Here is a 23270-nt window from a genome sequence, read left to right as displayed (position 1 = left end):
TTTTAGACCGCTCGTTAAAAAGCCCCCGTTCTTGCCGGCACGATCATGACCGAGATACTGCTTACGCTTATCAGCGCTGCCCTGATCAACACTGTCGTGTTGCACTGGCCGCTGGGCACCGATCCGCTGCTGGGTAACGAGCATCGGCAAGTCCATGCGCTGGGCATTGCGACCACCTGTTTGATGCTGCTGGCTGGCACGCTGGGCTATACCGCCGACCGTTGGTTGCTGGTGCCGCTGGAGCTGACGTCGCTGCGCCTGTTTGTGTTCTTGCCCTTAAGCGTTTTGTTGATCGGCCCGCTGTTGAAAGCGCTGTCTCGGCTGCTGCCAAAATTAACGTTCGACGGGCTCTGGCCGCTTCTTTTGGGCAATGCTGGTGTGCTCGGGTTGACGTTGCTCAACGCTCAGGATGACAAGGGATTCTTTCACGCCGCCTTCCTGAGCCTTGGCGCCGGGCTGGGGTTTTGGCTGGTGCTGAGCCTGTTCAGCGATTTGCGCCAGCGCACACTCGATAACGATATTCCCCTGCCCTTTCGTGGCCTGCCGATCGAGCTGATCGGCGCCGGACTGATCGCAGTGGCATTTCTCGGATTTAGCGGACTGATCAAAACATGAGTCTGATTCAACGCATCGACGCCCTCCTGCCGCAGACTCAATGCGGCAAGTGTGGCCACCCCGGATGCAAGCCCTACGCCGAAGGCATCGCCAGCGGCGAGCCAATCAACAAGTGCCCGCCCGGTGGCAGCGAAACCATTGCAGCCCTGGCCGAATTGCTGAAAGTACCGGTGCTGGAACTGGACACCAGTCGCGGTTCAGCCCCGGCGCAGATTGCCTATATTCGCGAAGCCGAATGCATCGGTTGCACCAAGTGCATCCAGGCTTGCCCGGTCGACGCCATCGTTGGCGCGGCCAAGTTGATGCACACGGTGATCGTCGATGAATGCACCGGTTGCGACCTTTGCGTGGCGCCCTGCCCGGTGGACTGCATCGAGATGCGCCCGTTGCCGCTGGCCACCGTGCTGCCGATTGTCGGGGGCCTGGCCACAAGCCTGGAAGAGCAACGGGCTCGCGCCGCCAAACGCAACCACGCACGGCGCCGCTTTGAACAACGCAACGCCCGCTTGCTGCGCGAGGAACAACAGAAAATCGCAGAACGTCAGGCCCGCGCCCAACGCGCCGTTGCACACAGTGAAGTGACGACGGCGGACCCGGTGCAAGCGGCGCTTGAACGCGTGCGCGCACAAAAAGCGGCGAACGCTGATGCGGCGCTGAAAAAGGCCAAGATCGATGTGGCGATGAGTCGGGCGCAATTGAACAAGTCGCTCAAGGCCTTTGGTCATCCACCGACCTTCGAGCAGCAGTCGCAACTGATCGTGCTGCAACAACAGTTCGAGGCCGCCGAACAGGCTTTGGCGCAACTGGAAAGCGCTTCAGCGCCACCCCCGCCGCCGGCTGCCCCGGCGAAGGACGCCGAGTTGAAGCGGGCGAAGATCCAGTTGGCCATGCGCCGCGCCGAACTCAAGAAAGCCCAGGTCAACGAAGCACCGGCCGAACAGCTCGAAGCCCTGGAACGCGCACTCAGCGAGGCCGAACAGGCCTTGCACGTCGCTGAAGCGGCGAGTGAACAACCGCTGCCGGACCTGACACGCGTCGAAAAGCGTCCCATCGACAGCCAGCTTCGACAGTTGAAAACTGAATTGGCCTACGCCCGTGCCGACGTCAGCAAACTCGAACGAGGTGCGGACACCCCGAGCGAATTGATCGACAAGGCCCGCGCGCGGCTGCTGGAAGCCCAGCACCAGGTGGATGCCTATGTCGCCCCTTGAATCGGTGGACGAACGCCTCCAGCAGGCCATGAAGCTGGTGCTGCTGGCCACCGTGCCGGGGATGCTGACGTTGTTTTGGCTGTATGGCTGGGGCGTCTTGATCAACCTGATGCTGGCGGCCGCCACCGTGCTGGCGGTTGAAGGCGCCGTGTTGCGGCTGCGCCAGCGCCCGCTGAAACCAACGTTGAGCGACGGCAGCGCGCTGGTCAGTGCGACGCTGCTGACGCTGGCATTGCCGCCATACTGCCCGTGGTGGTTGACGGTCTGTGCAGCGGCGTTCGCGATACTGGGTAAACAGTTGTATGGCGGCGTGGGCAAGAATCCGTTCAACCCGGCGATGCTCGGTTTCGCCTTGGTAGTCGTGACCTTTCCCCAACAAATGACGCATTGGCCGTCCTCCCACGGCATGGATTTGCTCGGCGGCCTGCAACAGATATTCGGCTTCAACCTCAGCGCCTCACCAGACGCCTGGGCCCAGGCCACCGCGCTTGACAGCCTGCGCATCAACAAAAGCCTCACCATGGACGAACTCTTCGCCGGCAACCCGGCATTCGGCCATTTCGGCGGACGCGGCGTGGAATGGGTCAACCTGGCCTTTCTGGCCGGCGGCGCGTTTCTCCTGCAACGCCGGGTGTTCAGTTGGCATGCGCCGGTCGGCATGCTCGCCAGCCTGTTTGTCATCAGCCTGCTGTGCTGGAACGGTTCGGGCTCCGACTCCCATGGCTCACCCCTGTTTCATCTGCTCACGGGCGCGACCATGCTGGGGGCGTTTTTCATTGTCACGGAGCCAGTGTCCGGGGCAAAAAGCGCAGGTGCCCGATTGCTCTTTGGTATCGGTGTGGGCTTGCTGACTTACCTGATACGGACCTGGGGCGGCTATCCGGACGGATTGGCATTTGCGGTATTGCTGATGAACCTTTGTGTACCGGCGCTGGAGCGTTTTATAGCGTCCAGGCAGGAGCCAGCGACCCCATGAGCCGAGCGTCCAGTGTGGTGATTCCGGTGCTGTTGGCCGGATTGGGAATCGGCGCGACTTACCTCGCGCATTACACCAGCGCACCGCGCATTGCCGCCGAACAACGGCTGATCGACAGTCGCAACCTGCTGGACCTGCTACCGACGCAAAGCTACGACAATCAGCCGCTGGAGCAGCCGCTCAACCTCGCCAGCATCCAATTGTCCAATAGCACACTGCTGGGCGGCTACCTGGCGACCAAGGCCGGCCAGCCGAGCGCTGTGTTGCTGCGCAGCCAGACACTGGGCTATGAAGGCAAAATCGAGTTGATGATTGCCATTGATGCCAACGGCAAGTTGCTGGGGGTCAAAACCCTCAAGCAATCTGAGACCCCGGGGCTGGGTGGCAAGATCGCCGACTGGCCGAACGCATGGCTTCAAACGTTTACCGGCAAGTCCCGCAACGACCCCGGCGACACGGGCTGGGCCTTGAAAAAGGATCAGGGACAATTTGATCAGGTGGCAGGGGCGACCATCACGTCAAGGGCGGTGATCAGCGCCATTCATGACGCCTTGCGCTACTTCGATGAACACCGGCAACCCTTGATCGGGAATAGCACCCATGACTAAGTCGTCGACCCTGCAAAAGTCATTGATGCTGGCGCCCCTGATCGGTGCCACGACTTCCTGGGCGGCAGCGCTGGGGCTGTGGCTGATGTTCATCGTGATCATCAGTGCTTATGGCGTTGGCATGTGGGCGTTGCGATCTCGATTGGTTCCGTCCGCCCGCTTGCTTGCCAGCGTCCTGCTGGCCGCCACGCTCACCAGCTGCGCGCAATTGGCCGCACAAGTCTTGTCACTTCAATGGCAACAGCCTGTGGCGCTTTACGCAGGATTGATCGCACTGCAATGCGTTGTGCTGGAATACAACGGTTTCTTCCAGAGCCCACGCTTTGATCGCTTGCGTCTGTGCGCCGTGTTTGGCGCATTGATGTTGGGCCTGGGCCTGCTGCGCCAACTCCTTGGCAACGGTGGCCTGCACCTCGCCACGCTCGTCCCCGGCGGGTTCATCCTCCTGGGAGTGTTGATCGCCGCACGCCAGGCTTGGGCTCGCTCGACGCCCTCACATTGATTGACTGCTTTTTAGGGAAACGCATCGTCCATGAATGCCGCAAAACGTTTGGAAATTTTCCGCCGGTTTCACGAAGACAACCCGGAACCCAAGACTGAACTGGCCTATTCGTCACCCTTCGAATTGCTGATTGCCGTCATTCTTTCCGCTCAATCGACCGATGTCGGCGTCAACAAGGCCACCGCCAAACTCTATCCCGTGGCCAACACTCCGGCGGCGATCCACGCGCTGGGCGTCGAAGGGCTGTCGGAATACATCAAGACGATCGGCCTGTTCAACAGCAAAGCGAAAAACGTGATCGAAACCTGTCGCTTGCTGGTGGAGCGCCATGGCGGCGAAGTCCCGCAAACCCGCGAGGAACTGGAAGCGCTCCCTGGCGTCGGCCGCAAGACGGCGAACGTGGTGCTCAATACCGCCTTTCGCCAACTGACCATGGCCGTGGACACCCATATCTTCCGGGTCAGCAACCGCACTGGCATTGCTCCCGGCAAGAATGTCGTCGAGGTTGAGCAGAAACTGATGAAGTTTGTACCCAAGCAATACCTGCTCGACTCCCATCACTGGCTGATCCTTCACGGGCGCTACGTTTGCCTGGCCCGCAAGCCCCGCTGCGGCAGCTGCCGGATCGAGGACTTGTGCGAATACAAGCAAAAGACTTCGGACGATTGAGGCACTATTAAAATTATTGATGTATCGATTGAAAAAATCTTTTTTACCCGCCGGGCGATTGTCGATATAAGGGGCGCCAAAGGCAGTCTTAGCCTGGAGTTGACCTATGAGCACTGGCAAAGAGCAATTGGACGTAGAAGACGACTTCACACCCGTTGAGGCCGATGACGCGGAACCGGTGGTAGAAGTGGCAAAGACCAACCTGAGCAAACGTCGCACCATCGACAATTTGCTGGAGGAGCGCCGACTGCAAAAGCAATTGGCCGATTATGATTTTGACCTGTAACACCTAAAAGCCTCCCGAAACGGAGGCTTTTTACTAAGCCCCAATCGCTGATGAAAATGGCTTCATCAGACGTGGGTGGTACTTATACCAGGCCATTGCGTTGAGCCAGTTCGATCAGATCGACCAGGGAGCGCGCATTGAGCTTCAACAACAAGCGGGTTTTGTAGGTACTGACGGTTTTATTGCTGAGAAACATTCCATCGGCAATCTCCTTATTGGTCTTTCCTCGGGCCAACTGTTGTAAAACCATCATTTCGCGCCCGGACAATCGATCCACCATGTCGGCTTCACTGGCATTACCAAGACTTGACCGCACGGTATGCAACGCTTGATTCGGGAAGTAACTGTAGCCTGACAGCACGGCTTTTATCGCACTGAGCAATTCAGTCAGGTCCTGCTGTTTACACACATAGCCGGCAGCCCCCGACTGCATGCAACGCATGGAAAAATGCCCCGGCGCCTGTGAAGTCAATATCAGCACTTTAAGTGGCATCGTCGTCGATGTCAGTCGAGCAATGACCTCCAGCCCATCCAGCTTGGGTATTCCAATATCCAGAATTACAATGTCCGGCATAAGTTCGCGGGCAAGTTGTAATGCGTCCACGCCGTTATCTGTTTCTGCAATGACTTCGTAGCCATGGCGCTCCATTAGCATACGTACCGCAAGACGAATGACGGGGTGATCATCCACGATCAGCACTTTATTCATGGGCAAGTCCAATTTCGCTGTTCGAATTTTTAGAGACCGCACAATAGCCTAGTCGCTTCATCCATGGCATGCCGCCCCCCTCGGCCACCCACAGCCAGAGACATTTCTTACAAATTTAAAAGATTAGTCCTACAAATTTCTTAAAACAAATTGCATCCTGCGTGGTATTAAACTTCGCGCAGTCGGCCTTCCGGAAATTTTTCTGTATCGAATTACGGCAAAAAAAAATCGCAATCCATCACGCACGCGCCTCCGACAACAAACCTGGACTGAGCTACGCTTAAAACAAGCAAGACACGCCCCACCGATAAAAAGCCTTACACAAAAAAACGTCACCTTCAGAAACAGCTAACCGCTTATTTAAGGACACACTTAAAAACCAGACAACCGCACAATATTCTCCAGTAAAACACGCCCCGCCCAACTCACATACAAACAATAACGCTACTCTATCCCCCCCAAAAAAACACAATCCCAAAGTGGAGACTCACCAAGTTAAATCACTAACAGCCTTCATACGATATAACCAACCACCCAACAAACAACTCTTCAACCCATCGAGCAAAAGTTAAAACCATAATGAGCAAAGAATATGATAAAACTAAAAAGCAAAATTACGAACCCCATGACTATCATTGCAATATTCGCAACACTGTCTGAAGCATCGGCGGCCGTGTCACTGCCCTTTCTCGACGATGAAGAACGAGCGCTCTATATCTGGTTTCTGATCAGCTTTCCGTTTTATTTGCTTTTCCTGTTCTTCGCGACCCTTAACTTCAACTATCGATCGCTTTACGCGCCTTCTGATTTTGAAAAGGGCGAGGATTTTTTGACAGTCATGAAAAGCGCTGGTCGCAAGGACAATACTCCCTCCCCACCTAATCTTCCGGCCCGGCATTACGTTTGCCTGCCTGAAAGGCTGAAGGATCTGCACATCGTCGATGCACGCTTGACGGGTCAGCCATTGGCGTTCAGCTCGCTGCTGGAGAGCATTCAGCTTCCACAGAAAAACCTCGCGCAAGTGATCGTATTTCTCACGTGCGCAGACTCGGAGACATCGCTGAAAGAAAGCGTGCTCAAGCATTCGAAACTGACAAAGAAGCGCAGCGGCTCCATCTTCTGCGTTGCTTTTAATTCCAGCTCTCAAGCGCTGACAATCATTGGGCAAACGTTTTATCCGGCAGAGACCGGCAGATAGCTCTTGAAGAGCACAAGGAGAGAAAAACAGCAGGAAGGTGTAACGGGCATCAAGAAAAAACTGAATGCTCAATGAATGCCAGGCAGAACATCCCCCTTTCGAGGTGTGGCCTTGTCACCGACAAGGCCACACTTCTATTACCCGCTCAAAAGGCTCAGAACAGCTTGCGGCCTTTGTTCGCGGCAATGCGCATACGCAAGGCGTTGAGCTTGATGAAGCCAGCCGCATCGGCCTGGTTGTAAGCGCCGCCGTCTTCTTCGAAAGTCGCGATGTTGGCATCGAACAACGATTCGTCAGACTTGCGACCGGTCACGATCACGTTGCCCTTGTACAGCTTCAGGCGAACAACGCCGTTCACGTGGGCCTGGGACGCATCGATCATCTGTTGCAGCATCAGACGCTCAGGGCTCCACCAGTAACCGGTGTAGATCAGGCTTGCGTACTTGGGCATCAACTCGTCTTTGAGGTGAGCCACTTCGCGGTCCAGGGTGATCGATTCGATCGCACGGTGAGCGCGCAGCATGATGGTGCCGCCAGGAGTTTCGTAGCAGCCACGGGACTTCATGCCCACGTAACGGTTTTCGACGATGTCGAGACGGCCGATACCGTGTTCACCACCGATACGGTTCAGGGTCGCCAGCACGGTGGCCGGGGTCATTTCGACGCCGTCCAGTGCAACGATGTCGCCGTTACGGTAGGTCAGTTCCAGGTATTGCGGCTTGTCTGGAGCGTTCTCCGGGGAGACGGTCCATTTCCACATGTCTTCTTCGTGCTCGGTCCAGGTGTCTTCCAGCACGCCGCCTTCATAGGAGATGTGCAGCAGGTTGGCATCCATCGAGTACGGGGATTTTTTCTTGCCGTGACGCTCGATCGGGATGTTGTGCTTTTCAGCGTAATCCATCAGCTTTTCACGGGACAGCAGGTCCCACTCGCGCCACGGAGCAATCACTTTCACACCTGGCTTCAAGGCGTACGCGCCCAGTTCGAAACGAACCTGGTCGTTGCCCTTGCCGGTGGCGCCGTGGGAAATGGCGTCAGCGCCGGTTTCGTTGGCGATTTCGATCAGGCGTTTGGCGATCAACGGACGAGCGATGGAAGTACCCAGCAGGTACTCGCCTTCGTAAACGGTGTTGGCGCGGAACATCGGGAAAACGAAATCACGCACGAATTCTTCGCGCAAGTCGTCGATGTAGATCTCTTTGACGCCCATGGCCTGTGCCTTGGCGCGCGCAGGTTCGACCTCTTCGCCCTGACCCAGGTCAGCGGTGAAGGTCACCACTTCACAGTTATAAGTATCCTGCAGCCACTTGAGGATCACCGAAGTGTCCAGGCCGCCGGAATACGCCAGAACGACCTTGTTTACGTCCGCCATGCCATCACTCCACGGGGTTCTACGGAAAGCCGTGAAGTCTACCGGTCATACGAAATAATTTACAGTGGCGCGACAGCTTATGACGACGAAGCGACAGAATCTGTCGAGAGCGCGACGATGACCGGCAAGTCAGGAAGTGGCTGCTGCATTACCAGAAGCGACTTGAGGCGCGACTTTCTCGGTCGGCGCAACGCGTTCCAGACGCACGGCAACCCGGCGATTCTTCGCACGGTTGACGGCGTTGGTGTTGGGCGCCACAGGGTAACGCTCACCGTGGAAGCGCATGGTGATCTGCGATTCCTGAATGCCGTTGGCCTTGAAGTAATCCATCACCGCCAATGCGCGGCGGCGCGACAGTTCACGGTTGGCCAGGCGATTGCCGCTGTTGTCGGAGTGCCCGTCGAGCTCGATGTGATTGACCGACGGATCGGCCTTCATGAACTCCAGCATCACTTGCAACTGCGCCTTGGCGTGCGCATCAAGATCGATGCCTTCAGCACCCGTGAAGGTGATCTCGGACTGTTTGACCTGTTCGAAATTCTTCGGCAGCAGTTTCGCCACGCAGCTTTGGTAATCGTTGAATGCCTTGCTGAACTTGACCGGCAACAGTCGCACTTCCGACACCCGGCCATCACCGGAGGCATGCCGGATCACCGGACTGCGGCCATCGATCAAGCCACTGATCAGGCGCCCGGCCTGCGCTTGCGAGCTGTTGAACAGCACATTACCGCTGCCCAGGCGTACCGAGCCCAGATTGATGTCGCCACGCCCCGGTTGCCACGGCGCGGCGGCTGCCAGCAAGGTTGCCGAACCGCCACCGATCATCGCGTTGTAGGTATTCAGGCGAAATATCGCCTGCTCACCGGCACGGCGCACGAATTCACCCGAGCCGAAATCGGTGATCGGCTGAGTCAGGCGGCATTCGAACTTGTCACCTTCGACCGTCCACTCGATGCTCTCCAGACGCGTCTGGAAAGTGAGCGCCATCGCAGGAAGGCTGGCAAACACACTGAGCAAGGCTAAATAACGCTGGCGCACGGGAGGCTCCACTGGCTTCTACAACAAAAAGACCGACACACGCATGTTTCCGGCATACCTGATTCATATCGGTAGGTTCCTGCAAAACTTGATAGCGAGTGCCTGCAAGAGTCTTTTCCGGTAGCATTCCCTTGAGTTTGACCCGCCTGGAATCCCCTCATGCCCGACCGCCTGACCCTGCTGCGTCCCGACGACTGGCACATTCATCTTCGCGATGGTGCCGTGTTGACCAATACCGTTGCGGATGTTGCGCGCACCTTTGGTCGCGCCATCATCATGCCCAACCTGGTACCTCCGGTGCGTAACGCCGCTGAAGCCGACGGCTATCGCCAGCGAATCCTCGCTGCACGCCCGGCCGGCAGTCGCTTCGAACCGTTGATGGTGCTTTACCTGACCGACCGCACCCAGCCCGAAGAAATTCGCGAGGCCAAGGCCAGCGGTTTCGTGTACGCCGCCAAGCTGTACCCTGCCGGCGCGACCACCAACTCGGATTCTGGCGTAACCAGCATCGACAAGATCTTCCCTGCGCTAGAGGCCATGGCCGACGTCGGGATGCCTCTGCTGATTCACGGTGAAGTCACTCGTGGCGATGTCGACGTGTTCGACCGCGAAAAATTTTTCATCGATGAGCACATGCGCCGTGTGGTCGAGCGTTTCCCGACGCTCAAAGTGGTGTTTGAACACATCACCACCGCCGATGCCGTGCAGTTCGTCAACGAGGCTTCGGCCAACGTCGGCGCCACCATCACCGCGCATCACCTGCTGTACAACCGCAACCACATGCTGGTGGGCGGGATTCGGCCGCACTTCTATTGCCTGCCGATTCTCAAGCGCAATACGCACCAGGAAGCCCTGCTCGACGCCGCCACCAGCGGCAGCGAAAAATTCTTCCTGGGCACCGACTCGGCCCCCCACGCCCAGCACGCCAAAGAAGCCGCGTGTGGCTGCGCCGGTTGCTACACCGCGTATGCGGCCATCGAGATGTACGCCGAAGCGTTCGAACAACGCAACGCGCTGGACAAGCTCGAAGCCTTCGCCAGCCTCAACGGCCCACGCTTCTATGGCCTGCCAGCGAACACCGACCGCATTACCCTGGTCCGCGATGAGTGGACCGCCCCAACCAGCCTGCCATTTGGCGAGTTGACCGTTATCCCGCTGCGCGCCGGTGAAAAACTGCGCTGGCGCCTGCTGGAGGAACACGCGTGAGTGAAGACCATTTCGACGACGAACAGGACGGTCAAGGCGGTGGAGGCGGTCCTCGTCATCCAATGGCTGCCAGGTTTCGTGGCTACCTGCCGGTCGTCGTCGACGTAGAAACCGGTGGTTTCAACTCGGCCACCGACGCCCTGCTGGAAATTGCTGCAACCACCATCGCCATGGACGAGAAAGGGTTTGTGTACCCCGATCACACCTACTTCTTCCGTGTAGAGCCTTTTGAAGGCGCGAACATCGAAGCAGCGGCGCTGGAGTTCACCGGGATCAAACTCGATCACCCGCTGCGCATGGCAGTGAGTGAAGAAGCGGCGCTGACCGATATTTTCCGCGGCATCCGCAAGGCTCTGAAAGCCAACGGCTGCAAACGGGCGATTCTGGTCGGCCACAACAGCAGCTTCGACCTGGGCTTCCTCAACGCTGCGGTCGCACGCCTGGACATGAAACGTAACCCGTTTCATCCGTTCTCCAGCTTCGACACCGCGACCCTTGCCGGCCTGGCTTACGGTCAGACTGTACTGGCCAAGGCCTGTCAGGCGGCGGATATCGACTTCGACGGTCGCGAGGCCCACTCGGCTCGTTATGACACCGAGAAGACCGCGGAGCTGTTCTGCGGCATCGTCAATCGCTGGAAACAAATGGGCGGCTGGGAAGATTTCAACGACTGATCTGTCGCTGATTAATCCCCGCGCATAAAAAAACCGGCCACTGAGGCCGGTTTTTTTATGCCTGACGCTTGGGCTTACAGCGCCGCAGCGTGCTCGGTCAGGTAAGCAGCAACGCCTTCTGGCGAAGCGTTCATGCCTTTGTCGCCTTTTTTCCAGTTGGCAGGGCAAACTTCGCCGTGCTCTTCGTGGAATTGCAGAGCGTCGACCAGACGGATCAGCTCTTCCATGTTACGGCCCAGCGGCAGGTCGTTGATGATCTGCGAGCGGACAACGCCTTTGTCGTCGATCAGGAATGCGCCACGGAAAGCAACGCCGTCAGCGGACTGAACGTCGTAGGCCTTCATGATTTCCTGCTTGATGTCGGCAGCCATGGTGTAGCGAACCTGGCCGATACCGCCATTGTTCACCGGGGTGTTGCGCCAGGCGTTGTGGGTGAAGTGCGAGTCGATCGACACGGCAATCACTTCAACGTTGCGGGACTTGAAGTCAGCCATGCGGTTGTCCAGAGCGATCAGCTCGGACGGGCAAACGAAGGTGAAGTCCAGTGGGTAGAAGAACACCAGGCCGTATTTGCCTTTGATGGCCGACGACAGGGTGAAGCTGTCTACGATTTCGCCATTGCCGAGGACGGCTGGAACGGTGAAGTCCGGGGCTTGTTTGCCTACGAGTACGCTCATTGGATATCTCCTGGTCTATTAACGTGAAGAACTGGATTCGCATCAGCCTGCCACCCTCAGGCGACAGCCCTGTGACACGATCCCCCTTCAAAGGACCGACCATCATACACGGCGTTTTTAGGCTGTCCTCAACGGTTTTTTTACGCAGGGTGAAAATTGCGATCGGGAGCATTACTGGCAGATTGCCTGGGGGAAAACCGTTCGTCGGTCACGCCCGCTTATAACGCAAAGCTTTCAGAAACCACTTTGACAATCATTCTCGTTAACATTAAGATCCATCGCAATTGAGTCACAACCAGCGACGGTTTTTTCTTATGTATGTCTGCCTCTGCACTGGCGTCACCGACGGTCAAATCCGCGATGCAATCTATGAAGGTTGCTGCAGCTATAAGGAAGTCCGTCAGGCCACCGGCGTTGCCAGCCAATGCGGCAAATGCGCCTGCCTTGCAAAGGAAGTGGTTCGCGAAACCCTGACCAAATTGCAATCGGCCCAGGCAGCCATTCCTTTCCCGGTAGAATTTACTGCCGCGTAAAGACCCTGATTCAAAGAACCGGACTTGATGTCCGGTTTTTTTATGTCTGAAAATCAACCGCTTACGCTCTAGACGCGGAACACAAACATTCTTATTCCGATTAATTTTCATATAATTTTCAATAACTTAGGTTTGACACTATTACATACGCGGCTCAAACTCTGCCCTATAGACAGCTACTCAGGGCAGGACCCCATCATGAAAGGCGACGTTACAGTCATCCAGCATCTCAACAAGATCCTTGCCAATGAGCTGGTCGCGATCAATCAATACTTTTTGCATGCCCGCATGTATGAAGATTGGGGCCTGAACAAGCTGGGCAAGCACGAGTACCACGAATCCATCGACGAGATGAAGCACGCGGACAAGCTGATCAAGCGCATCCTTTTCCTTGAAGGCCTGCCGAACGTCCAGGACCTGGGCAAGTTGCACATCGGCGAGCACACCAAGGAAATGCTTGAGTGCGACCTGCGTATCGAACGCATCGGCCATGCCGATCTGAAAGTCGCCATCGCTCATTGCGAAACGGTCGGCGACTTCGGTAGCCGCGAACTGCTCGAAGACATTCTCGAGTCCGAGGAAGAACATATCGACTGGCTGGAAACCCAACTGGGCCTGATCGATAAAGTCGGTCTTGAGAACTATCTGCAATCGCAGATGGGCGAAGACGAGTAAGTTAGCGCCCGCTAAACTCGAGGCATTAAAAAGCCCCACACTCTTTTAAAGAGGCGGGGCTTTTTTATTGCCTACAAAGATCGAATCAAGCTTCGGTCTTGTTGGCAGCTGCCGCTTCAACAGCGGCTTTGATCGTGGTCTGCAACGAACCGTCAGCAGCCATTTCAGTCATGATGTCGCTACCGCCGACCAGCTCACCACCGACCCACAGTTGCGGGAAGGTTGGCCAGTTGGCGTATTTTGGCAGGTTGGCGCGGATTTCCGGGTTCTGCAGGATGTCCACGTACGCAAACTTTTCGCCACATGCCATCACGGCCTGCGCGGCTTTCGCGGAGAAGCCACACTGCGGGGCATTCGGCGAACCTTTCATGTAAAGCAGAATGGTGTTGTTAGCAATCTGCTCTTTAATCGTTTCGATGATATCCATGAAGCACCTCGGCTGAACTTTCCGACTCAGAGGTCGGCACGGTGGCGCATTGTAACGGAAACCCGAGCGCCACGCTCGGTCTCCCCGACAGACACGATCACGCCGCCGCCACGGTGACCGGCACGCCGTTCAACGCCGCATTCCCTGACAGCTCGTCGAGCTGACATTCATCGGTCAGGTCATTGGCGCTGGATCCCGGCTGGCCACTGGCAATTGTCATCTGCACACCCGGCCGCGCATGCCCCCAACCGTGCGGCAGGCTGACCACGCCCTTCATCATGTCCAGGCTGGCAACCACTTCCACTTCAATCATCCCGACCCGCGAACTCACCCGCACACGCTGCCCGTCGCTGAGCCCGCGACTGGACAAGTCGTCCGGATGCATCAGCAGCTGATGGCGCGGTTTGCCCTTCACCAGTCGGTGATAGTTGTGCATCCACGAGTTATTGCTGCGCACGTGACGGCGACCAATCATCAGCAATTGATCAGCGGCCGGTGCTTGTAGTGCAGCGAAACGCGCAAGGTCAGCAAGGATCTCCGGCGGCGCTGCCTGCACGCGCTGATTGGCGGTTTTCAGGCGTGGCGTGAGGTTGGATTTCAACGCGCCCAGATCGACGCCATGCGGATGATCAAACAGCGTGGCGAGAGACAGCTTGTGTTCCGACGCATCGCCATACAGCCCCATCCGCAAGCCAAGGTCGATCATTTGCGCGGGCGCAATTGTCGGTTTCAGTTCCTTCCCGGTCTTCGCCGCAAACGCCTTGGCCAGGCCGACGAAGATCTCCCAGTCATGCAGTGCGCCTTCAGGCTTGGCCAGAATCGCCCGGTTGAAACGCGTGACGTTGCGCACGGCGAACATGTTGAACGTCGTGTCGTAGTGATCGTTTTCCAGCGCCGAGGTCGACGGCAGGATCAGGTCGGCATAGCGCGTGGTTTCGTTGATGTACAGGTCGACGCTGACCATGAACTCCAGGCCATCCAGCGCCTGTTCCAGTTGCCGGCCATTGGGTGTCGACAGCACCGGATTGCCAGCGACGGTGATCAGCGCGCGGACCTGCCCTTCCCCTTCGGTGAGCATTTCTTCAGCCAGCGCCGATACCGGCAACTCGCCGGCGTATTCCGGACGTGCGGACACACGGCTTTGCCACCGATTGAAATGCCCGCCCGAGGTCGACGCCACCAGGTCCACTGCCGGCTCGGTGCACAACGCACCGCCGACGCGATCGAGGTTGCCGGTGACCAGATTGATCAATTGCACCAGCCAATGGCACAGCGTACCGAACGCCTGGGTCGAGACGCCCATGCGGCCGTAACACACGGCTGTCGGCGCCGCCGCAAAATCCCGCGCCAGTTGGCGAATCTGTTCGGCCGGCACTGCGCACAACGGGCTCATGGCTTCGGCGGTGAACGTGGCGATGGCCTGGCGCACGTCATCCAGACCGTCGACCGGTAAATGACTCTCACGCGTCAGGTTTTCAGTGAACAAGGTATTGAGCAGCCCGAACAACAACGCCGCATCGCCACCGGGACGCACGAACAGGTGCTGATCGGCGATTGCGGCGGTTTCGCTGCGACGCGGATCGACCACCACTACTTTGCCGCCCCGGGACTGAATCGCCTTCAGGCGTTTTTCCACATCCGGCACGGTCATGATGCTGCCGTTTGAAGCCAGCGGGTTACCGCCCAGGATCAGCATGAAATCGGTGTGATCGATGTCCGGAATCGGCAACAGCAAGCCGTGGCCGTACATCAAATGACTGGTCAGGTGATGCGGCAACTGATCGACCGACGTCGCGGAAAAACGGTTACGGGTTTTCAGCAAGCCAAGGAAATAATTACTGTGGGTCATCAACCCGTAGTTATGCACGCTGGGGTTGCCTTGATACACCGCCACCGCGTTCTGCCCGTGACGTTCCTGAATCGCCGCGAGGCGTTCGGCTACCAGGCTGAAGGCGTCTTCCCACGCAATAGGCTGCCATTCGCTGCCCACTCGCAGCATCGGCTGCCGCAGACGATCGGGATCGTTCTGAATATCTTGCAGGGCCACCGCCTTGGGGCAGATGTGTCCACGGCTGAACGTATCCAGCGGGTCGCCCTTGATCGAGGTGATCTGCACCGCGCCGTCGGCTTCGGTGGTTTCGATAGTCAGGCCGCAAATGGCTTCACACAAGTGGCACGCACGGTGATGGAGAGTCTTGGTCATGGCCAGTCTCTGTCTTGTTCTGGGCGGGCAATATCGGCCGCGGGATCAAAACTATGGCGCCAGACAGGCTCCTGCGCCAGCGACGTTCGTCTCGTGAATCAGCGCCCATCAGGCCAGCCGATGGCCGTGTGCACTCAGTTCGGCGGCAACCGGGGTGGCGCCTGCAACTGGACTTCCTGAAGGGTTTCGACCTGCTCCTGGGGAACATGCACCCCGGTGAGCTCGCCGATCAGTCGCCAATGCTCGTCGAGCCCGGTGCTGATGGTTGCCATGCGATCAATCATCCGTCGACCGGCGGCTTTGGTCACTTCGTCCTCACTGCGCATCAGCTCGAAGCACATCGAGGTCATTGAGGCGGTGAGGTGGGTCAGCGAGCGGGCCGTGAGGCCGAGTAAATCCATTAACAGCTGTTCTTTCGATTCCATTTCGAAGGCTTCCTGCGTCACTCGTCAGGTAGTTATAACCCAGCACTTTGCATTAGCAAATGTTTCAGGCCTGACCCGGACTTTACCGGGACGCAGAAGCCTTCAACGCTTTCTTCTTGAGAGGTGAAATCAATGCCGTCCAGATACCTCCGACGGCCAACCAAAGCATGATTCCAGAGCCGATCAGGATGATTGCTTTCTGGTTTGCCAGGATGCCCAGTTGATGAGGTTCCGCTTGATAGACCTGCAACGCAATATCGACAACGCTTACCACGGTAAACCACGCAACTACCAACGCAGCGCCATGCTTAAGGTCAGGCGTTGATCGGTAGAGCAGTGAAGCCCCCAGATAAATGCCCGTTGCGATCAATCCACCCACTACCAAACACTGGGTCGAATCAATCTGCACTCGTGTCGTCCTTGAAATTCTTCACACCAATAAAAGCACCGACGATAGCCCCCACCACGGCGCTCGGAACACCGGGATAAATCGTGCTGGCGATAATCGCGAAGCCCATGACCGTGGACAGCACTGCCATATCAAACGCCGGAGAGACCCGACGAAGCCGTGTCAGGCCTGCGTATCCGGTTTTATTGATCGACATACGGGGGTCCCTCCTTGGGAGTGTTTGACTTGATTCAGTCGACATTACGCAACGAGGCGCAGATTACCTGAGTACCGTCTGATTCCCGCACGCTAAACCGTAACAACAGACAACGCAGCCCCTGAGAAAACAAGCCATCTTCGGCGCACAACCCCAGGGCAGACGCGCGCGTTCAATGCGCGAGCCTGATCAAAGGGGTGGTTGCATACCCACTTGGGCACCGTGTACAAATGCTGAGCGACGAGGATCAAAAATTCATCGTTTGCATAGAACGGTTGCAGCGCTGCAACCTGTCGAAGTGGTAAAAATGAGCCCCCTATTGGTAAGACGCGACATTTAATTATAAGATCGCGCCTTCCCCTATTTCGTCGCCCCGTGCGGCTTACGCCGCAGGTCTCGCCCGTTGTTCCGTTAAACAAGGCTTTGAGCATCTGCGGTTTGTAGCAAAAAGGTAGTCAATGATGAGCGCAAGGCACTTTCTCTCCCTGATGGATTGCACGCCCGAAGAGCTGGTCAGCGTGATCCGTCGAGGCGTTGAGCTCAAGGACCTGCGTAACCGCGGCGTACTGTTCGAGCCTTTGAAAAACCGCGTCCTGGGGATGATTTTCGAGAAGTCCTCGACCCGTACCCGGATCTCGTTCGAAGCCGGCATGATCCAGCTCGGCGGCCAGGCGATCTTCCTTTCGCCGCGCGACACGCAACTGGGCCGTGGCGAGCCGATCGGCGACTGCGCGATCGTCATGTCGAGCATGCTCGACGCCGTGATGATCCGAACCTTTGCCCACAGCACCCTGACCGAATTCGCCGCCAACTCCCGTGTGCCGGTGATCAACGGCCTGTCCGACGACCTGCACCCGTGCCAGTTGCTGGCCGACATGCAAACCTTCCTCGAACATCGCGGTTCGATCCAGGGCAAGACCGTGGCCTGGATCGGCGACGGCAACAACATGTGCAACAGCTATATAGAAGCGGCGATCCAGTTCGACTTCCAGCTGCGCATTGCCTGTCCTGAAGGTTACGAACCCAACCCTGATTTCGTGACCAAGGCCGGCAATCGCGTGACCATTGTCCGCGATCCAAAGGAAGCCGTACGCGGCGCCCATCTGGTGAGCACCGACGTCTGGACCTCCATGGGCCAGGAAGAAGAAACCGCCAAGCGCCTGAAGCTGTTCGCGCCCTACCAGGTCAATCGTGCTCTGCTCGACCTGGCTGCGGACGACGTGCTGTTCATGCACTGCCTGCCGGCCCACCGCGGCGAAGAAATCAGCGTCGACCTGCTCGACGACAAACGCTCGGTCGCCTGGGATCAAGCCGAAAACCGTCTTCATGCACAAAAGGCCCTGCTCGAATTTCTCGTCGAGCCGGCGTATCACCACGCATGAGCCAGCCATTACTGCTTAATCTGCGCAACCTCGCCTGCGGCTATCAAGACCAGCGGGTCGTGCAGAACCTCAACCTGCATTTGAATGCCGGTGACATCGGTTGCCTGCTTGGCTCTTCGGGCTGCGGCAAAACCACCACGTTGCGGGCGATTGCCGGTTTCGAACCGGTGCACGAAGGTGAAATCACCTTGGCCGGCGAGACCATTTCCCGCGCCGGTTTCACCCTCGCCCCGGAGAAACGCCGGATCGGTATGGTGTTCCAGGATTACGCGCTGTTTCCGCATTTGAGCGTGGCCGAGAACATCGCCTTCGGGATCCGCAAGCATCCGCAAAAGGATCGCGTCATCGAGGAGCTGCTGGAACTCGTAAACCTGAAGAACCTCGGCAAGCGCTTCCCGCATGAACTGTCCGGCGGCCAGCAGCAGCGTGTTGCACTGGCCCGGGCATTGGCACCGGAACCACAACTGCTGCTGCTCGACGAACCGTTTTCCAACCTTGATGGCGAACTGCGACGCAAGCTCAGCCATGAAGTGCGTGACATTCTCAAGGCCCGTGGCACCAGCGCGATTCTGGTGACCCACGACCAGGAAGAAGCGTTTGCCGTCAGCGATCATGTTGGCGTGTTCAAGGAAGGTCGGCTGGAACAGTGGGACACGCCTTACAACCTGTATCACGAACCGCAGACACCGTTCGTCGCCAGCTTCATTGGCCAGGGTTACTTCATCCGTGGTCAGTTGAGCAGCCCGGAATCGGTGCAGACCGAGCTGGGTGAATTGCGCGGCAATCGGGCTTACACCTGGCCGATGGGTGGTGCGGTGGACGTGTTGTTGCGCCCGGACGATATCGTCTATGCGCCGGACAGCTCGTTGAAGGCGCGAATTGTCGGCAAGTCGTTCCAGGGCGCGTCGACGTTGTATCGGTTGCAGATGCCAACCGGGGCACAACTGGAATCGATTTTCCCGAGCCATGCGGATCATCAGGTCGGTGCTGACGTTGGTATTCGTGTGGCGGCTGATCACCTGGTGCTGTTTCAGGCGTCTGGCAGCATTGCCGCGCAGATCCCGGTCGTCGAATCGGGCGTGCGCCGCTACAGCAACGCCAACTGACAATGTGGGAGCGAGCCCCTGTGGCGAGGGGGCTTGCTCCCACAGTTGTTTTGCGTCAGGCCAATTTCAGCGTGCCGCTCGCAACGAGCGTCGCATTCCCGCCAATCTTCACCCGATCACCTTCCAACCGACAGAACAACTCCCCTCCGCGTTTCGAACACTGATACGCGGTCAGGCTCGTTTTACCCAGCCGTTTCGACCAATACGGAATCAGGCTGCAATGGGTCGAGCCAGTCACCGGGTCTTCGTTGATACCAATCGCTGGCGCGAAATAGCGGGAGACAAAATCATGCTTGTTGCCTTTGGCGGTCACGATCGCCCCGGGCCACGGCAGCTTCGCCAATGCGGCCATGTCTGGCTGGCAATCAAGCACAGCCTGTTCCGACTCCAGCACCACAAACAACTCGTTTGAACCCAGCACATCGACCACTTCGACGCCCAGGGCGCGCTCGACATCCAGGGTGACACCCACTTCTGAGGGCGTGATCGCCGGGAAGTCCAGCCACAAACGCTCACCTTCGCGGCTCACACTCAACGGGCCGGACTTGCAAATGAAGTCCAGGCGTTCGGCGGGTTCTTTATAGACTTCAAACAACACATAAGCGCTGGCCAGCGTCGCGTGGCCGCACAACGGCACCTCGGTGGTCGGGGTAAACCAGCGAATGTGCCACCCCTGCCCTTCGCGCACGACAAAGGCGGTTTCGGCGAGATTGTGTTCGGCGGCGATTTTCTGCATCAACTCATCGGCGAGCCAGGCATCGAGCCGATAGACCATCGCCGGGTTGCCACTGAACGGCCGATCACTGAACGCGTCGACCTGGTGAAATTCAAGCTGCATGACCATCTCCCTGATTCAAGCGCGGCCGATATCGGCGAATTTCGCTTGAGTGTGCTCAGCCAGTACCGCCGGCGCCAACTCCACTTCCAGACCACGTCGACCGGCACTGACAAAAATGCTGGCGAAAGGCTGAGCCGAATTATCGATGAAGGTACGCAAACGCTTCTTCTGCCCCAACGGACTGATTCCGCCCAACAGATACCCCGTCGCTCGCTGCGCAGCCGCCGGATCGGCCATTTCGACTTTTTTCACTCCCGCCGCATGCGCCAGATGCTTCAAGTCCAGACTCCCGACGACCGGTACCACCGCTACCAGCAATTCACCTTTTTCACTGGCCGCCAGCAAGGTCTTGAACACCTGCGCCGGGTCGAGCCCGAGCTTTTCCGCTGCCTCCAATCCATAGGACGCGGCCTTGGGGTCATGTTCGTAACTGTGCACGCGATGTTCGGCTCGAACTTTTTTCAACAAATCCAATGCGGGGGTCATGACAGTTCCAGACTGAGCGGCAGAAGAAGAATCTTGCGCTGAATTCTAGGACATTGCCTCGCAAAAGGCTCTATTGCGGCCCTGTTTTAAAGGGCTCGCGCCGACTTTTACCGTTCGTCCGTGCAGAAACCACTGCGTGAACAATACGATCATTCACCTGACTAATAGTTTGATTGTGACCGACAGTTCACTTTCGACCTTTGACAGCAGTGTTTCTTGTCTATATTTTTTCGAATCTGAATACAGCACGAAAGTCCTACAGCAGCACCCGGCAGTAAACCAAGACCAGGATGGGGATCCTGCCTTGGTGAAAATCGCGCTTCGACCATGATGAAAAAAGCGCCAGACAACAAAAACAATTGAGGTTTTCAATGACAACTGCTTTACAACAACCGTCGCTCTCGAGCCAATGCATGGCCGAGTTCCTGGGCACTGCCCTGCTTATCTTTTTCGGGACCGGTTGTGTTGCCGCGCTCAAGGTCGCGGGTGCCAGCTTTGGCTTGTGGGAAATCAGCATCATCTGGGGCGTCGGCGTCAGCATGGCGATCTACCTGACTGCCGGGATTTCCGGGGCGCACCTCAATCCTGCCGTGAGCATTGCCCTGAGCATTTTCGCTGACTTCGAAAAGCGTAAATTGCCGTTTTACATCCTCGCCCAAGTGGCGGGCGCCTTCTGCGGCGCACTGTTGGTCTACACGCTGTACAGCAATCTCTTCTTCGATTTCGAACAAACCCACCACATGGTCCGCGGCACTCAAGCCAGCCTGGAATTGGCGTCGGTGTTCTCGACCTTCCCCAATCCGGCCCTGACCACGGCCCAGGCATTCCTGGTGGAAGTGATCATCACCGCGATCCTGATGGGCGTGATCATGTCCCTGACCGATGACAACAACGGTCTGCCCAACGGGCCAATGGCGCCGCTGCTGATCGGCCTGCTGATTGCGGTGATCGGCAGCTCGATGGGCCCGCTGACTGGTTTCGCGATGAACCCGGCGCGTGATTTCGGACCGAAGCTGATGACTTTCTTCGCGGGCTGGGGTGAAATTTCCTTCACCGGCGGGCGTGATATCCCGTATTTCCTGATTCCTGTTTTTGCACCGATTGTCGGTGCCTGCCTCGGTGCTGCCGCCTATCGCGGGCTGATTGCCCGTCATCTGCCCAGCGCCACACCTGCTACAAAGGAAGCAACACCGGCCATTGACGGCAAACCAAGAACTTCTTGATACCGTAGGCGCGTGACCCTGCCCCTGTGGCGCGCGCCTGACCTCACTCCCTAATTTCGTCCAAGGCAATCGACATGACCGACACTCAGAATAAGAACTACATCATTGCCCTCGATCAGGGTACGACCAGCTCGCGCGCGATCATTTTCGACCGCGATGCGAACGTGGTCTGCACCGCCCAGCGCGAATTCGCCCAGCATTACCCGCAAGCCGGTTGGGTCGAACATGACCCGATGGAAATCTTCGCCACCCAAAGCGCCGTGATGGTCGAGGCCCTGGCACAAGCCGGCCTGCATCACGACCAGGTCGCGGCCATCGGCATCACCAACCAGCGCGAAACCACCGTGGTCTGGGACAAGACCACCGGCCGCCCGATTTACAACGCGATCGTCTGGCAGTGCCGGCGCAGCACCGAGATCTGCCAGCAACTCAAGCGCGACGGTCACGAGCAATACATCAGCGACACCACGGGCCTGGTCACCGACCCGTACTTCTCCGGCACCAAGCTCAAGTGGATCCTCGACAACGTCGAAGGCAGCCGCGAGCGTGCGCGCAACGGCGAGCTGCTGTTCGGCACCGTCGACAGCTGGCTGATCTGGAAATTTACCGGCGGCAAAGTCCACGTCACCGACTACACCAACGCCTCGCGCACCATGCTCTTCAACATCCACACCCTGGAGTGGGACGCGAAGATGCTGGAGGTGCTGGATATCCCGCGCGAAATGCTGCCAACCGTCAAGTCGTCTTCGGAAATCTACGGCCACACCAAAAGCGGCATCGCCATCGGCGGTATTGCCGGTGACCAGCAAGCCGCGCTGTTCGGCCAGATGTGCGTCGAGCCCGGCCAGGCAAAAAACACCTACGGCACCGGCTGCTTCTTGCTGATGAACACCGGCGACAAAGCGGTGAAATCCAAGCACGGCATGCTGACCACCATCGCTTGCGGCCCACGCGGCGAAGTGGCGTATGCGCTGGAAGGCGCGGTATTCAACGGCGGTTCCACGGTTCAGTGGCTGCGTGATGAACTGAAAATCATCAACGACGCCCATGACACCGAATACTTCGCCAACAAGGTCAAGGACAGCAACGGCGTGTACCTCGTGCCGGCCTTCACCGGTCTGGGCGCTCCATATTGGGACCCGTATGCCCGTGGCGCCCTGTTCGGCCTGACCCGCGGCGTGCGCGTGGACCACATCATTCGTGCCGCCCTGGAATCGATTGCCTACCAGACCCGCGACGTGCTCGACGCCATGCAGCAGGATTCCGGCGAACGCCTCAAAGCCCTGCGCGTGGATGGCGGCGCGGTAGCGAACAACTTCCTGATGCAATTCCAGGCCGACATCCTCGGCACTCAGGTCGAACGTCCGCAAATGCGTGAAACCACCGCACTCGGCGCCGCTTACTTGGCCGGCCTGGCGTGTGGCTTCTGGGGTAGCCTGGAAGAACTGCGCGGCAAGGCCGTGATCGAGCGCGAGTTCGAACCGACCCTGGACGAAGCCGCGAAGGAAAAACTCTACGCCGGCTGGAAAAAAGCCGTCAGCCGCACCCGCGATTGGGAACCGCATGAAGGCGCTGAATAAGCCAACAACAGGTTCGCAATAGGTTGTAACTGGTCGGGAGCGGATT

Annotated in this window: 27 protein-coding genes; 16 read left to right on the top strand and 11 right to left on the bottom strand. The window is 57.8% G+C overall.

The window, feature by feature from the left end; translation table 11 throughout:
- Nucleotides 1–45: 45 nt before the first annotated feature.
- From AC07N8_RS01875 to AC07N8_RS01845, 7 genes are all read left to right on the top strand, one after another.
- On the top strand, nucleotides 46–615 hold the full coding sequence (locus tag AC07N8_RS01875) for an electron transport complex protein RnfA (protein ID WP_493142354.1): 570 nt from the start codon (nucleotides 46–48) through the stop codon (nucleotides 613–615).
- On the top strand, nucleotides 612–1826 hold the full coding sequence (gene rsxB, locus AC07N8_RS01870; protein WP_493142352.1) for an electron transport complex subunit RsxB: 1215 nt from the start codon (nucleotides 612–614) through the stop codon (nucleotides 1824–1826). Before AC07N8_RS01875 ends, rsxB begins: the two co-directional genes overlap by 4 nt.
- Nucleotides 1813–2802: an RnfABCDGE type electron transport complex subunit D gene (locus AC07N8_RS01865; protein ID WP_483841865.1), complete on the top strand. Its 990-nt coding sequence runs from the start codon at nucleotides 1813–1815 to the stop codon at nucleotides 2800–2802. The genes rsxB and AC07N8_RS01865 overlap by 14 nt, the downstream gene beginning before the upstream one ends.
- Nucleotides 2799–3410, top strand: a complete 612-nt coding sequence (locus AC07N8_RS01860) for an RnfABCDGE type electron transport complex subunit G (RefSeq protein WP_493142350.1) — start codon at nucleotides 2799–2801, stop codon at nucleotides 3408–3410. The genes AC07N8_RS01865 and AC07N8_RS01860 overlap by 4 nt, the downstream gene beginning before the upstream one ends.
- Complete coding sequence (locus tag AC07N8_RS01855) at nucleotides 3403–3912, top strand: Rnf-Nqr domain containing protein (RefSeq protein WP_493142348.1); 510 nt, start codon at nucleotides 3403–3405, stop codon at nucleotides 3910–3912. The genes AC07N8_RS01860 and AC07N8_RS01855 overlap by 8 nt, the downstream gene beginning before the upstream one ends.
- A 30-nt stretch (nucleotides 3913–3942) precedes the next feature.
- On the top strand, nucleotides 3943–4581 hold the full coding sequence (gene nth / locus AC07N8_RS01850) for an endonuclease III (protein WP_007943576.1): 639 nt from the start codon (nucleotides 3943–3945) through the stop codon (nucleotides 4579–4581).
- 106 nt (nucleotides 4582–4687) lie between these two features.
- Entirely contained in the window at nucleotides 4688–4867 is a 180-nt protein-coding gene (locus tag AC07N8_RS01845) for a PA3496 family putative envelope integrity protein (protein WP_007898493.1), read from the top strand.
- 82 nt (nucleotides 4868–4949) lie between these two features.
- On the opposite strand, the gene AC07N8_RS01840 is transcribed toward AC07N8_RS01845, so the two are convergent.
- Complete coding sequence (locus AC07N8_RS01840; RefSeq protein WP_483841869.1) at nucleotides 4950–5576, bottom strand: response regulator; 627 nt, start codon at nucleotides 5574–5576, stop codon at nucleotides 4950–4952.
- A 592-nt stretch (nucleotides 5577–6168) separates the two neighbouring features.
- On the opposite strand from AC07N8_RS01840, the gene AC07N8_RS01835 reads away from it, so the two are divergent.
- Nucleotides 6169–6774 (top strand): hypothetical protein, encoded by a 606-nt coding sequence (locus AC07N8_RS01835; RefSeq protein ID WP_483841870.1) that lies wholly within the window; start codon nucleotides 6169–6171, stop codon nucleotides 6772–6774.
- A 154-nt stretch (nucleotides 6775–6928) separates the two neighbouring features.
- Here AC07N8_RS01835 and AC07N8_RS01830 read toward each other — a convergent pair whose 3' ends face one another.
- Both AC07N8_RS01830 and AC07N8_RS01825 read right to left on the bottom strand, forming a co-directional pair.
- Nucleotides 6929–8146, bottom strand: a complete 1218-nt coding sequence (locus AC07N8_RS01830) for an argininosuccinate synthase (RefSeq protein WP_027922848.1) — start codon at nucleotides 8144–8146, stop codon at nucleotides 6929–6931.
- Between the two features lie 129 nt (nucleotides 8147–8275).
- Nucleotides 8276–9184 carry a flagellar protein MotY gene (locus AC07N8_RS01825; protein WP_493142345.1) on the bottom strand — a complete coding sequence of 303 codons (909 nt, stop codon included), beginning with the start codon at nucleotides 9182–9184 and terminating at the stop codon, nucleotides 8276–8278.
- A gap of 159 nt (nucleotides 9185–9343) precedes the next feature.
- Here AC07N8_RS01825 and pyrC point away from each other — a divergent pair, with 159 nt between their 5' ends.
- Both pyrC and rnt read left to right on the top strand, forming a co-directional pair.
- Nucleotides 9344–10390 (top strand): dihydroorotase, encoded by a 1047-nt coding sequence (gene pyrC, locus AC07N8_RS01820; RefSeq protein WP_493142343.1) that lies wholly within the window; start codon nucleotides 9344–9346, stop codon nucleotides 10388–10390.
- Nucleotides 10387–11064, top strand: a complete 678-nt coding sequence (gene rnt, locus AC07N8_RS01815; protein ID WP_027922845.1) for a ribonuclease T — start codon at nucleotides 10387–10389, stop codon at nucleotides 11062–11064. Before pyrC ends, rnt begins: the two co-directional genes overlap by 4 nt.
- A 74-nt stretch (nucleotides 11065–11138) precedes the next feature.
- Here the strand turns inward: rnt and AC07N8_RS01810 are convergent, their stop codons facing one another.
- A complete protein-coding gene (locus AC07N8_RS01810; protein ID WP_483841873.1) occupies nucleotides 11139–11741 on the bottom strand; it encodes a peroxiredoxin in 603 nt (200 codons plus the stop codon).
- Nucleotides 11742–12055: 314 nt separating this feature from the next.
- Between AC07N8_RS01810 and AC07N8_RS01805 the strand changes: the two genes are divergently transcribed.
- On the top strand, nucleotides 12056–12274 hold the full coding sequence (locus tag AC07N8_RS01805; RefSeq protein ID WP_007943567.1) for a bacterioferritin-associated ferredoxin: 219 nt from the start codon (nucleotides 12056–12058) through the stop codon (nucleotides 12272–12274).
- Nucleotides 12275–12472: 198 nt separating this feature from the next.
- The gene (gene bfr / locus AC07N8_RS01800; protein ID WP_046026484.1) at nucleotides 12473–12949 is read left to right on the top strand and encodes a bacterioferritin; all 477 of its coding nucleotides are present in this window, start codon (nucleotides 12473–12475) and stop codon (nucleotides 12947–12949) included.
- 85 nt (nucleotides 12950–13034) lie between these two features.
- On the opposite strand, the gene grxD is transcribed toward bfr, so the two are convergent.
- The 5 genes from grxD to AC07N8_RS01775 all read right to left on the bottom strand — a co-directional run bounded on the left by grxD (nucleotide 13035) and on the right by AC07N8_RS01775 (nucleotide 16609).
- On the bottom strand, nucleotides 13035–13376 hold the full coding sequence (gene grxD, locus AC07N8_RS01795; protein ID WP_007943565.1) for a Grx4 family monothiol glutaredoxin: 342 nt from the start codon (nucleotides 13374–13376) through the stop codon (nucleotides 13035–13037).
- Between the two features lie 97 nt (nucleotides 13377–13473).
- Entirely contained in the window at nucleotides 13474–15579 is a 2106-nt protein-coding gene (locus AC07N8_RS01790; RefSeq protein ID WP_493142342.1) for a molybdopterin oxidoreductase family protein, read from the bottom strand.
- Between the two features lie 134 nt (nucleotides 15580–15713).
- Nucleotides 15714–16004: a PlzR type 4 pili assembly inhibitor gene (gene plzR / locus AC07N8_RS01785; RefSeq protein ID WP_483841875.1), complete on the bottom strand. Its 291-nt coding sequence runs from the start codon at nucleotides 16002–16004 to the stop codon at nucleotides 15714–15716.
- 82 nt (nucleotides 16005–16086) lie between these two features.
- A complete protein-coding gene (locus tag AC07N8_RS01780) occupies nucleotides 16087–16413 on the bottom strand; it encodes a hypothetical protein (RefSeq protein ID WP_483841876.1) in 327 nt (108 codons plus the stop codon).
- Nucleotides 16403–16609: a hypothetical protein gene (locus tag AC07N8_RS01775; protein WP_140668357.1), complete on the bottom strand. Its 207-nt coding sequence runs from the start codon at nucleotides 16607–16609 to the stop codon at nucleotides 16403–16405. Before AC07N8_RS01775 ends, AC07N8_RS01780 begins: the two co-directional genes overlap by 11 nt.
- A gap of 461 nt (nucleotides 16610–17070) precedes the next feature.
- On the opposite strand from AC07N8_RS01775, the gene argF reads away from it, so the two are divergent.
- Together argF and AC07N8_RS01765 are read left to right on the top strand one after the other, a co-directional pair.
- The gene (argF, locus tag AC07N8_RS01770; protein ID WP_483841877.1) at nucleotides 17071–17991 is read left to right on the top strand and encodes an ornithine carbamoyltransferase; all 921 of its coding nucleotides are present in this window, start codon (nucleotides 17071–17073) and stop codon (nucleotides 17989–17991) included.
- A complete protein-coding gene (locus tag AC07N8_RS01765) occupies nucleotides 17988–19097 on the top strand; it encodes an ABC transporter ATP-binding protein (RefSeq protein ID WP_483841878.1) in 1110 nt (369 codons plus the stop codon). The genes argF and AC07N8_RS01765 overlap by 4 nt, the downstream gene beginning before the upstream one ends.
- Nucleotides 19098–19152: 55 nt before the next feature.
- On the opposite strand, the gene AC07N8_RS01760 is transcribed toward AC07N8_RS01765, so the two are convergent.
- Nucleotides 19153–19935 (bottom strand): PhzF family phenazine biosynthesis protein, encoded by a 783-nt coding sequence (locus AC07N8_RS01760; RefSeq protein WP_483841879.1) that lies wholly within the window; start codon nucleotides 19933–19935, stop codon nucleotides 19153–19155.
- 15 nt (nucleotides 19936–19950) lie between these two features.
- The gene (ybaK, locus tag AC07N8_RS01755) at nucleotides 19951–20421 is read right to left on the bottom strand and encodes a Cys-tRNA(Pro) deacylase (protein WP_123434948.1); all 471 of its coding nucleotides are present in this window, start codon (nucleotides 20419–20421) and stop codon (nucleotides 19951–19953) included.
- Between the two features lie 371 nt (nucleotides 20422–20792).
- Here ybaK and AC07N8_RS01750 point away from each other — a divergent pair, with 371 nt between their 5' ends.
- The gene (locus tag AC07N8_RS01750; protein WP_483841880.1) at nucleotides 20793–21644 is read left to right on the top strand and encodes an MIP/aquaporin family protein; all 852 of its coding nucleotides are present in this window, start codon (nucleotides 20793–20795) and stop codon (nucleotides 21642–21644) included.
- Between the two features lie 74 nt (nucleotides 21645–21718).
- Nucleotides 21719–23224 carry a glycerol kinase GlpK gene (gene glpK, locus AC07N8_RS01745; protein WP_483841881.1) on the top strand — a complete coding sequence of 502 codons (1506 nt, stop codon included), beginning with the start codon at nucleotides 21719–21721 and terminating at the stop codon, nucleotides 23222–23224.
- The last annotated feature ends 46 nt before the right edge of the window (nucleotides 23225–23270 follow it).

The sequence above is a fragment of the Pseudomonas sp. GW821-FHT10C09 genome, assembly GCF_059415465.1.
This window is presented reverse-complemented; position numbering and strand designations above follow the sequence as displayed.

Bases quoted from the DNA above. Each gene is read 5' to 3' on its own strand.
- AC07N8_RS01875 (WP_493142354.1), top strand. From the start codon at position 46: ATGACCGAGATACTGCTTACGCTTATCAGCGCTGCCCTGATCAACACT.
- rsxB (WP_493142352.1), top strand. From the start codon at position 612: ATGAGTCTGATTCAACGCATCGACGCCCTCCTGCCGCAGACTCAATGC.
- AC07N8_RS01865 (WP_483841865.1), top strand. From the start codon at position 1,813: ATGTCGCCCCTTGAATCGGTGGACGAACGCCTCCAGCAGGCCATGAAG.
- AC07N8_RS01860 (WP_493142350.1), top strand. From the start codon at position 2,799: ATGAGCCGAGCGTCCAGTGTGGTGATTCCGGTGCTGTTGGCCGGATTG.
- AC07N8_RS01855 (WP_493142348.1), top strand. From the start codon at position 3,403: ATGACTAAGTCGTCGACCCTGCAAAAGTCATTGATGCTGGCGCCCCTG.
- nth (WP_007943576.1), top strand. From the start codon at position 3,943: ATGAATGCCGCAAAACGTTTGGAAATTTTCCGCCGGTTTCACGAAGAC.
- AC07N8_RS01845 (WP_007898493.1), top strand. From the start codon at position 4,688: ATGAGCACTGGCAAAGAGCAATTGGACGTAGAAGACGACTTCACACCC.
- AC07N8_RS01840 (WP_483841869.1), bottom strand. From the start codon at position 5,576: ATGAATAAAGTGCTGATCGTGGATGATCACCCCGTCATTCGTCTTGCG.
- AC07N8_RS01835 (WP_483841870.1), top strand. From the start codon at position 6,169: ATGATAAAACTAAAAAGCAAAATTACGAACCCCATGACTATCATTGCA.
- AC07N8_RS01830 (WP_027922848.1), bottom strand. From the start codon at position 8,146: ATGGCGGACGTAAACAAGGTCGTTCTGGCGTATTCCGGCGGCCTGGAC.
- pyrC (WP_493142343.1), top strand. From the start codon at position 9,344: ATGCCCGACCGCCTGACCCTGCTGCGTCCCGACGACTGGCACATTCAT.
- AC07N8_RS01810 (WP_483841873.1), bottom strand. From the start codon at position 11,741: ATGAGCGTACTCGTAGGCAAACAAGCCCCGGACTTCACCGTTCCAGCC.
- AC07N8_RS01805 (WP_007943567.1), top strand. From the start codon at position 12,056: ATGTATGTCTGCCTCTGCACTGGCGTCACCGACGGTCAAATCCGCGAT.
- bfr (WP_046026484.1), top strand. From the start codon at position 12,473: ATGAAAGGCGACGTTACAGTCATCCAGCATCTCAACAAGATCCTTGCC.
- grxD (WP_007943565.1), bottom strand. From the start codon at position 13,376: ATGGATATCATCGAAACGATTAAAGAGCAGATTGCTAACAACACCATT.
- AC07N8_RS01790 (WP_493142342.1), bottom strand. From the start codon at position 15,579: ATGACCAAGACTCTCCATCACCGTGCGTGCCACTTGTGTGAAGCCATT.
- plzR (WP_483841875.1), bottom strand. From the start codon at position 16,004: ATGGAATCGAAAGAACAGCTGTTAATGGATTTACTCGGCCTCACGGCC.
- AC07N8_RS01775 (WP_140668357.1), bottom strand. From the start codon at position 16,609: ATGTCGATCAATAAAACCGGATACGCAGGCCTGACACGGCTTCGTCGG.
- argF (WP_483841877.1), top strand. From the start codon at position 17,071: ATGAGCGCAAGGCACTTTCTCTCCCTGATGGATTGCACGCCCGAAGAG.
- AC07N8_RS01765 (WP_483841878.1), top strand. From the start codon at position 17,988: ATGAGCCAGCCATTACTGCTTAATCTGCGCAACCTCGCCTGCGGCTAT.
- AC07N8_RS01760 (WP_483841879.1), bottom strand. From the start codon at position 19,935: ATGCAGCTTGAATTTCACCAGGTCGACGCGTTCAGTGATCGGCCGTTC.
- ybaK (WP_123434948.1), bottom strand. From the start codon at position 20,421: ATGACCCCCGCATTGGATTTGTTGAAAAAAGTTCGAGCCGAACATCGC.
- AC07N8_RS01750 (WP_483841880.1), top strand. From the start codon at position 20,793: ATGACAACTGCTTTACAACAACCGTCGCTCTCGAGCCAATGCATGGCC.
- glpK (WP_483841881.1), top strand. From the start codon at position 21,719: ATGACCGACACTCAGAATAAGAACTACATCATTGCCCTCGATCAGGGT.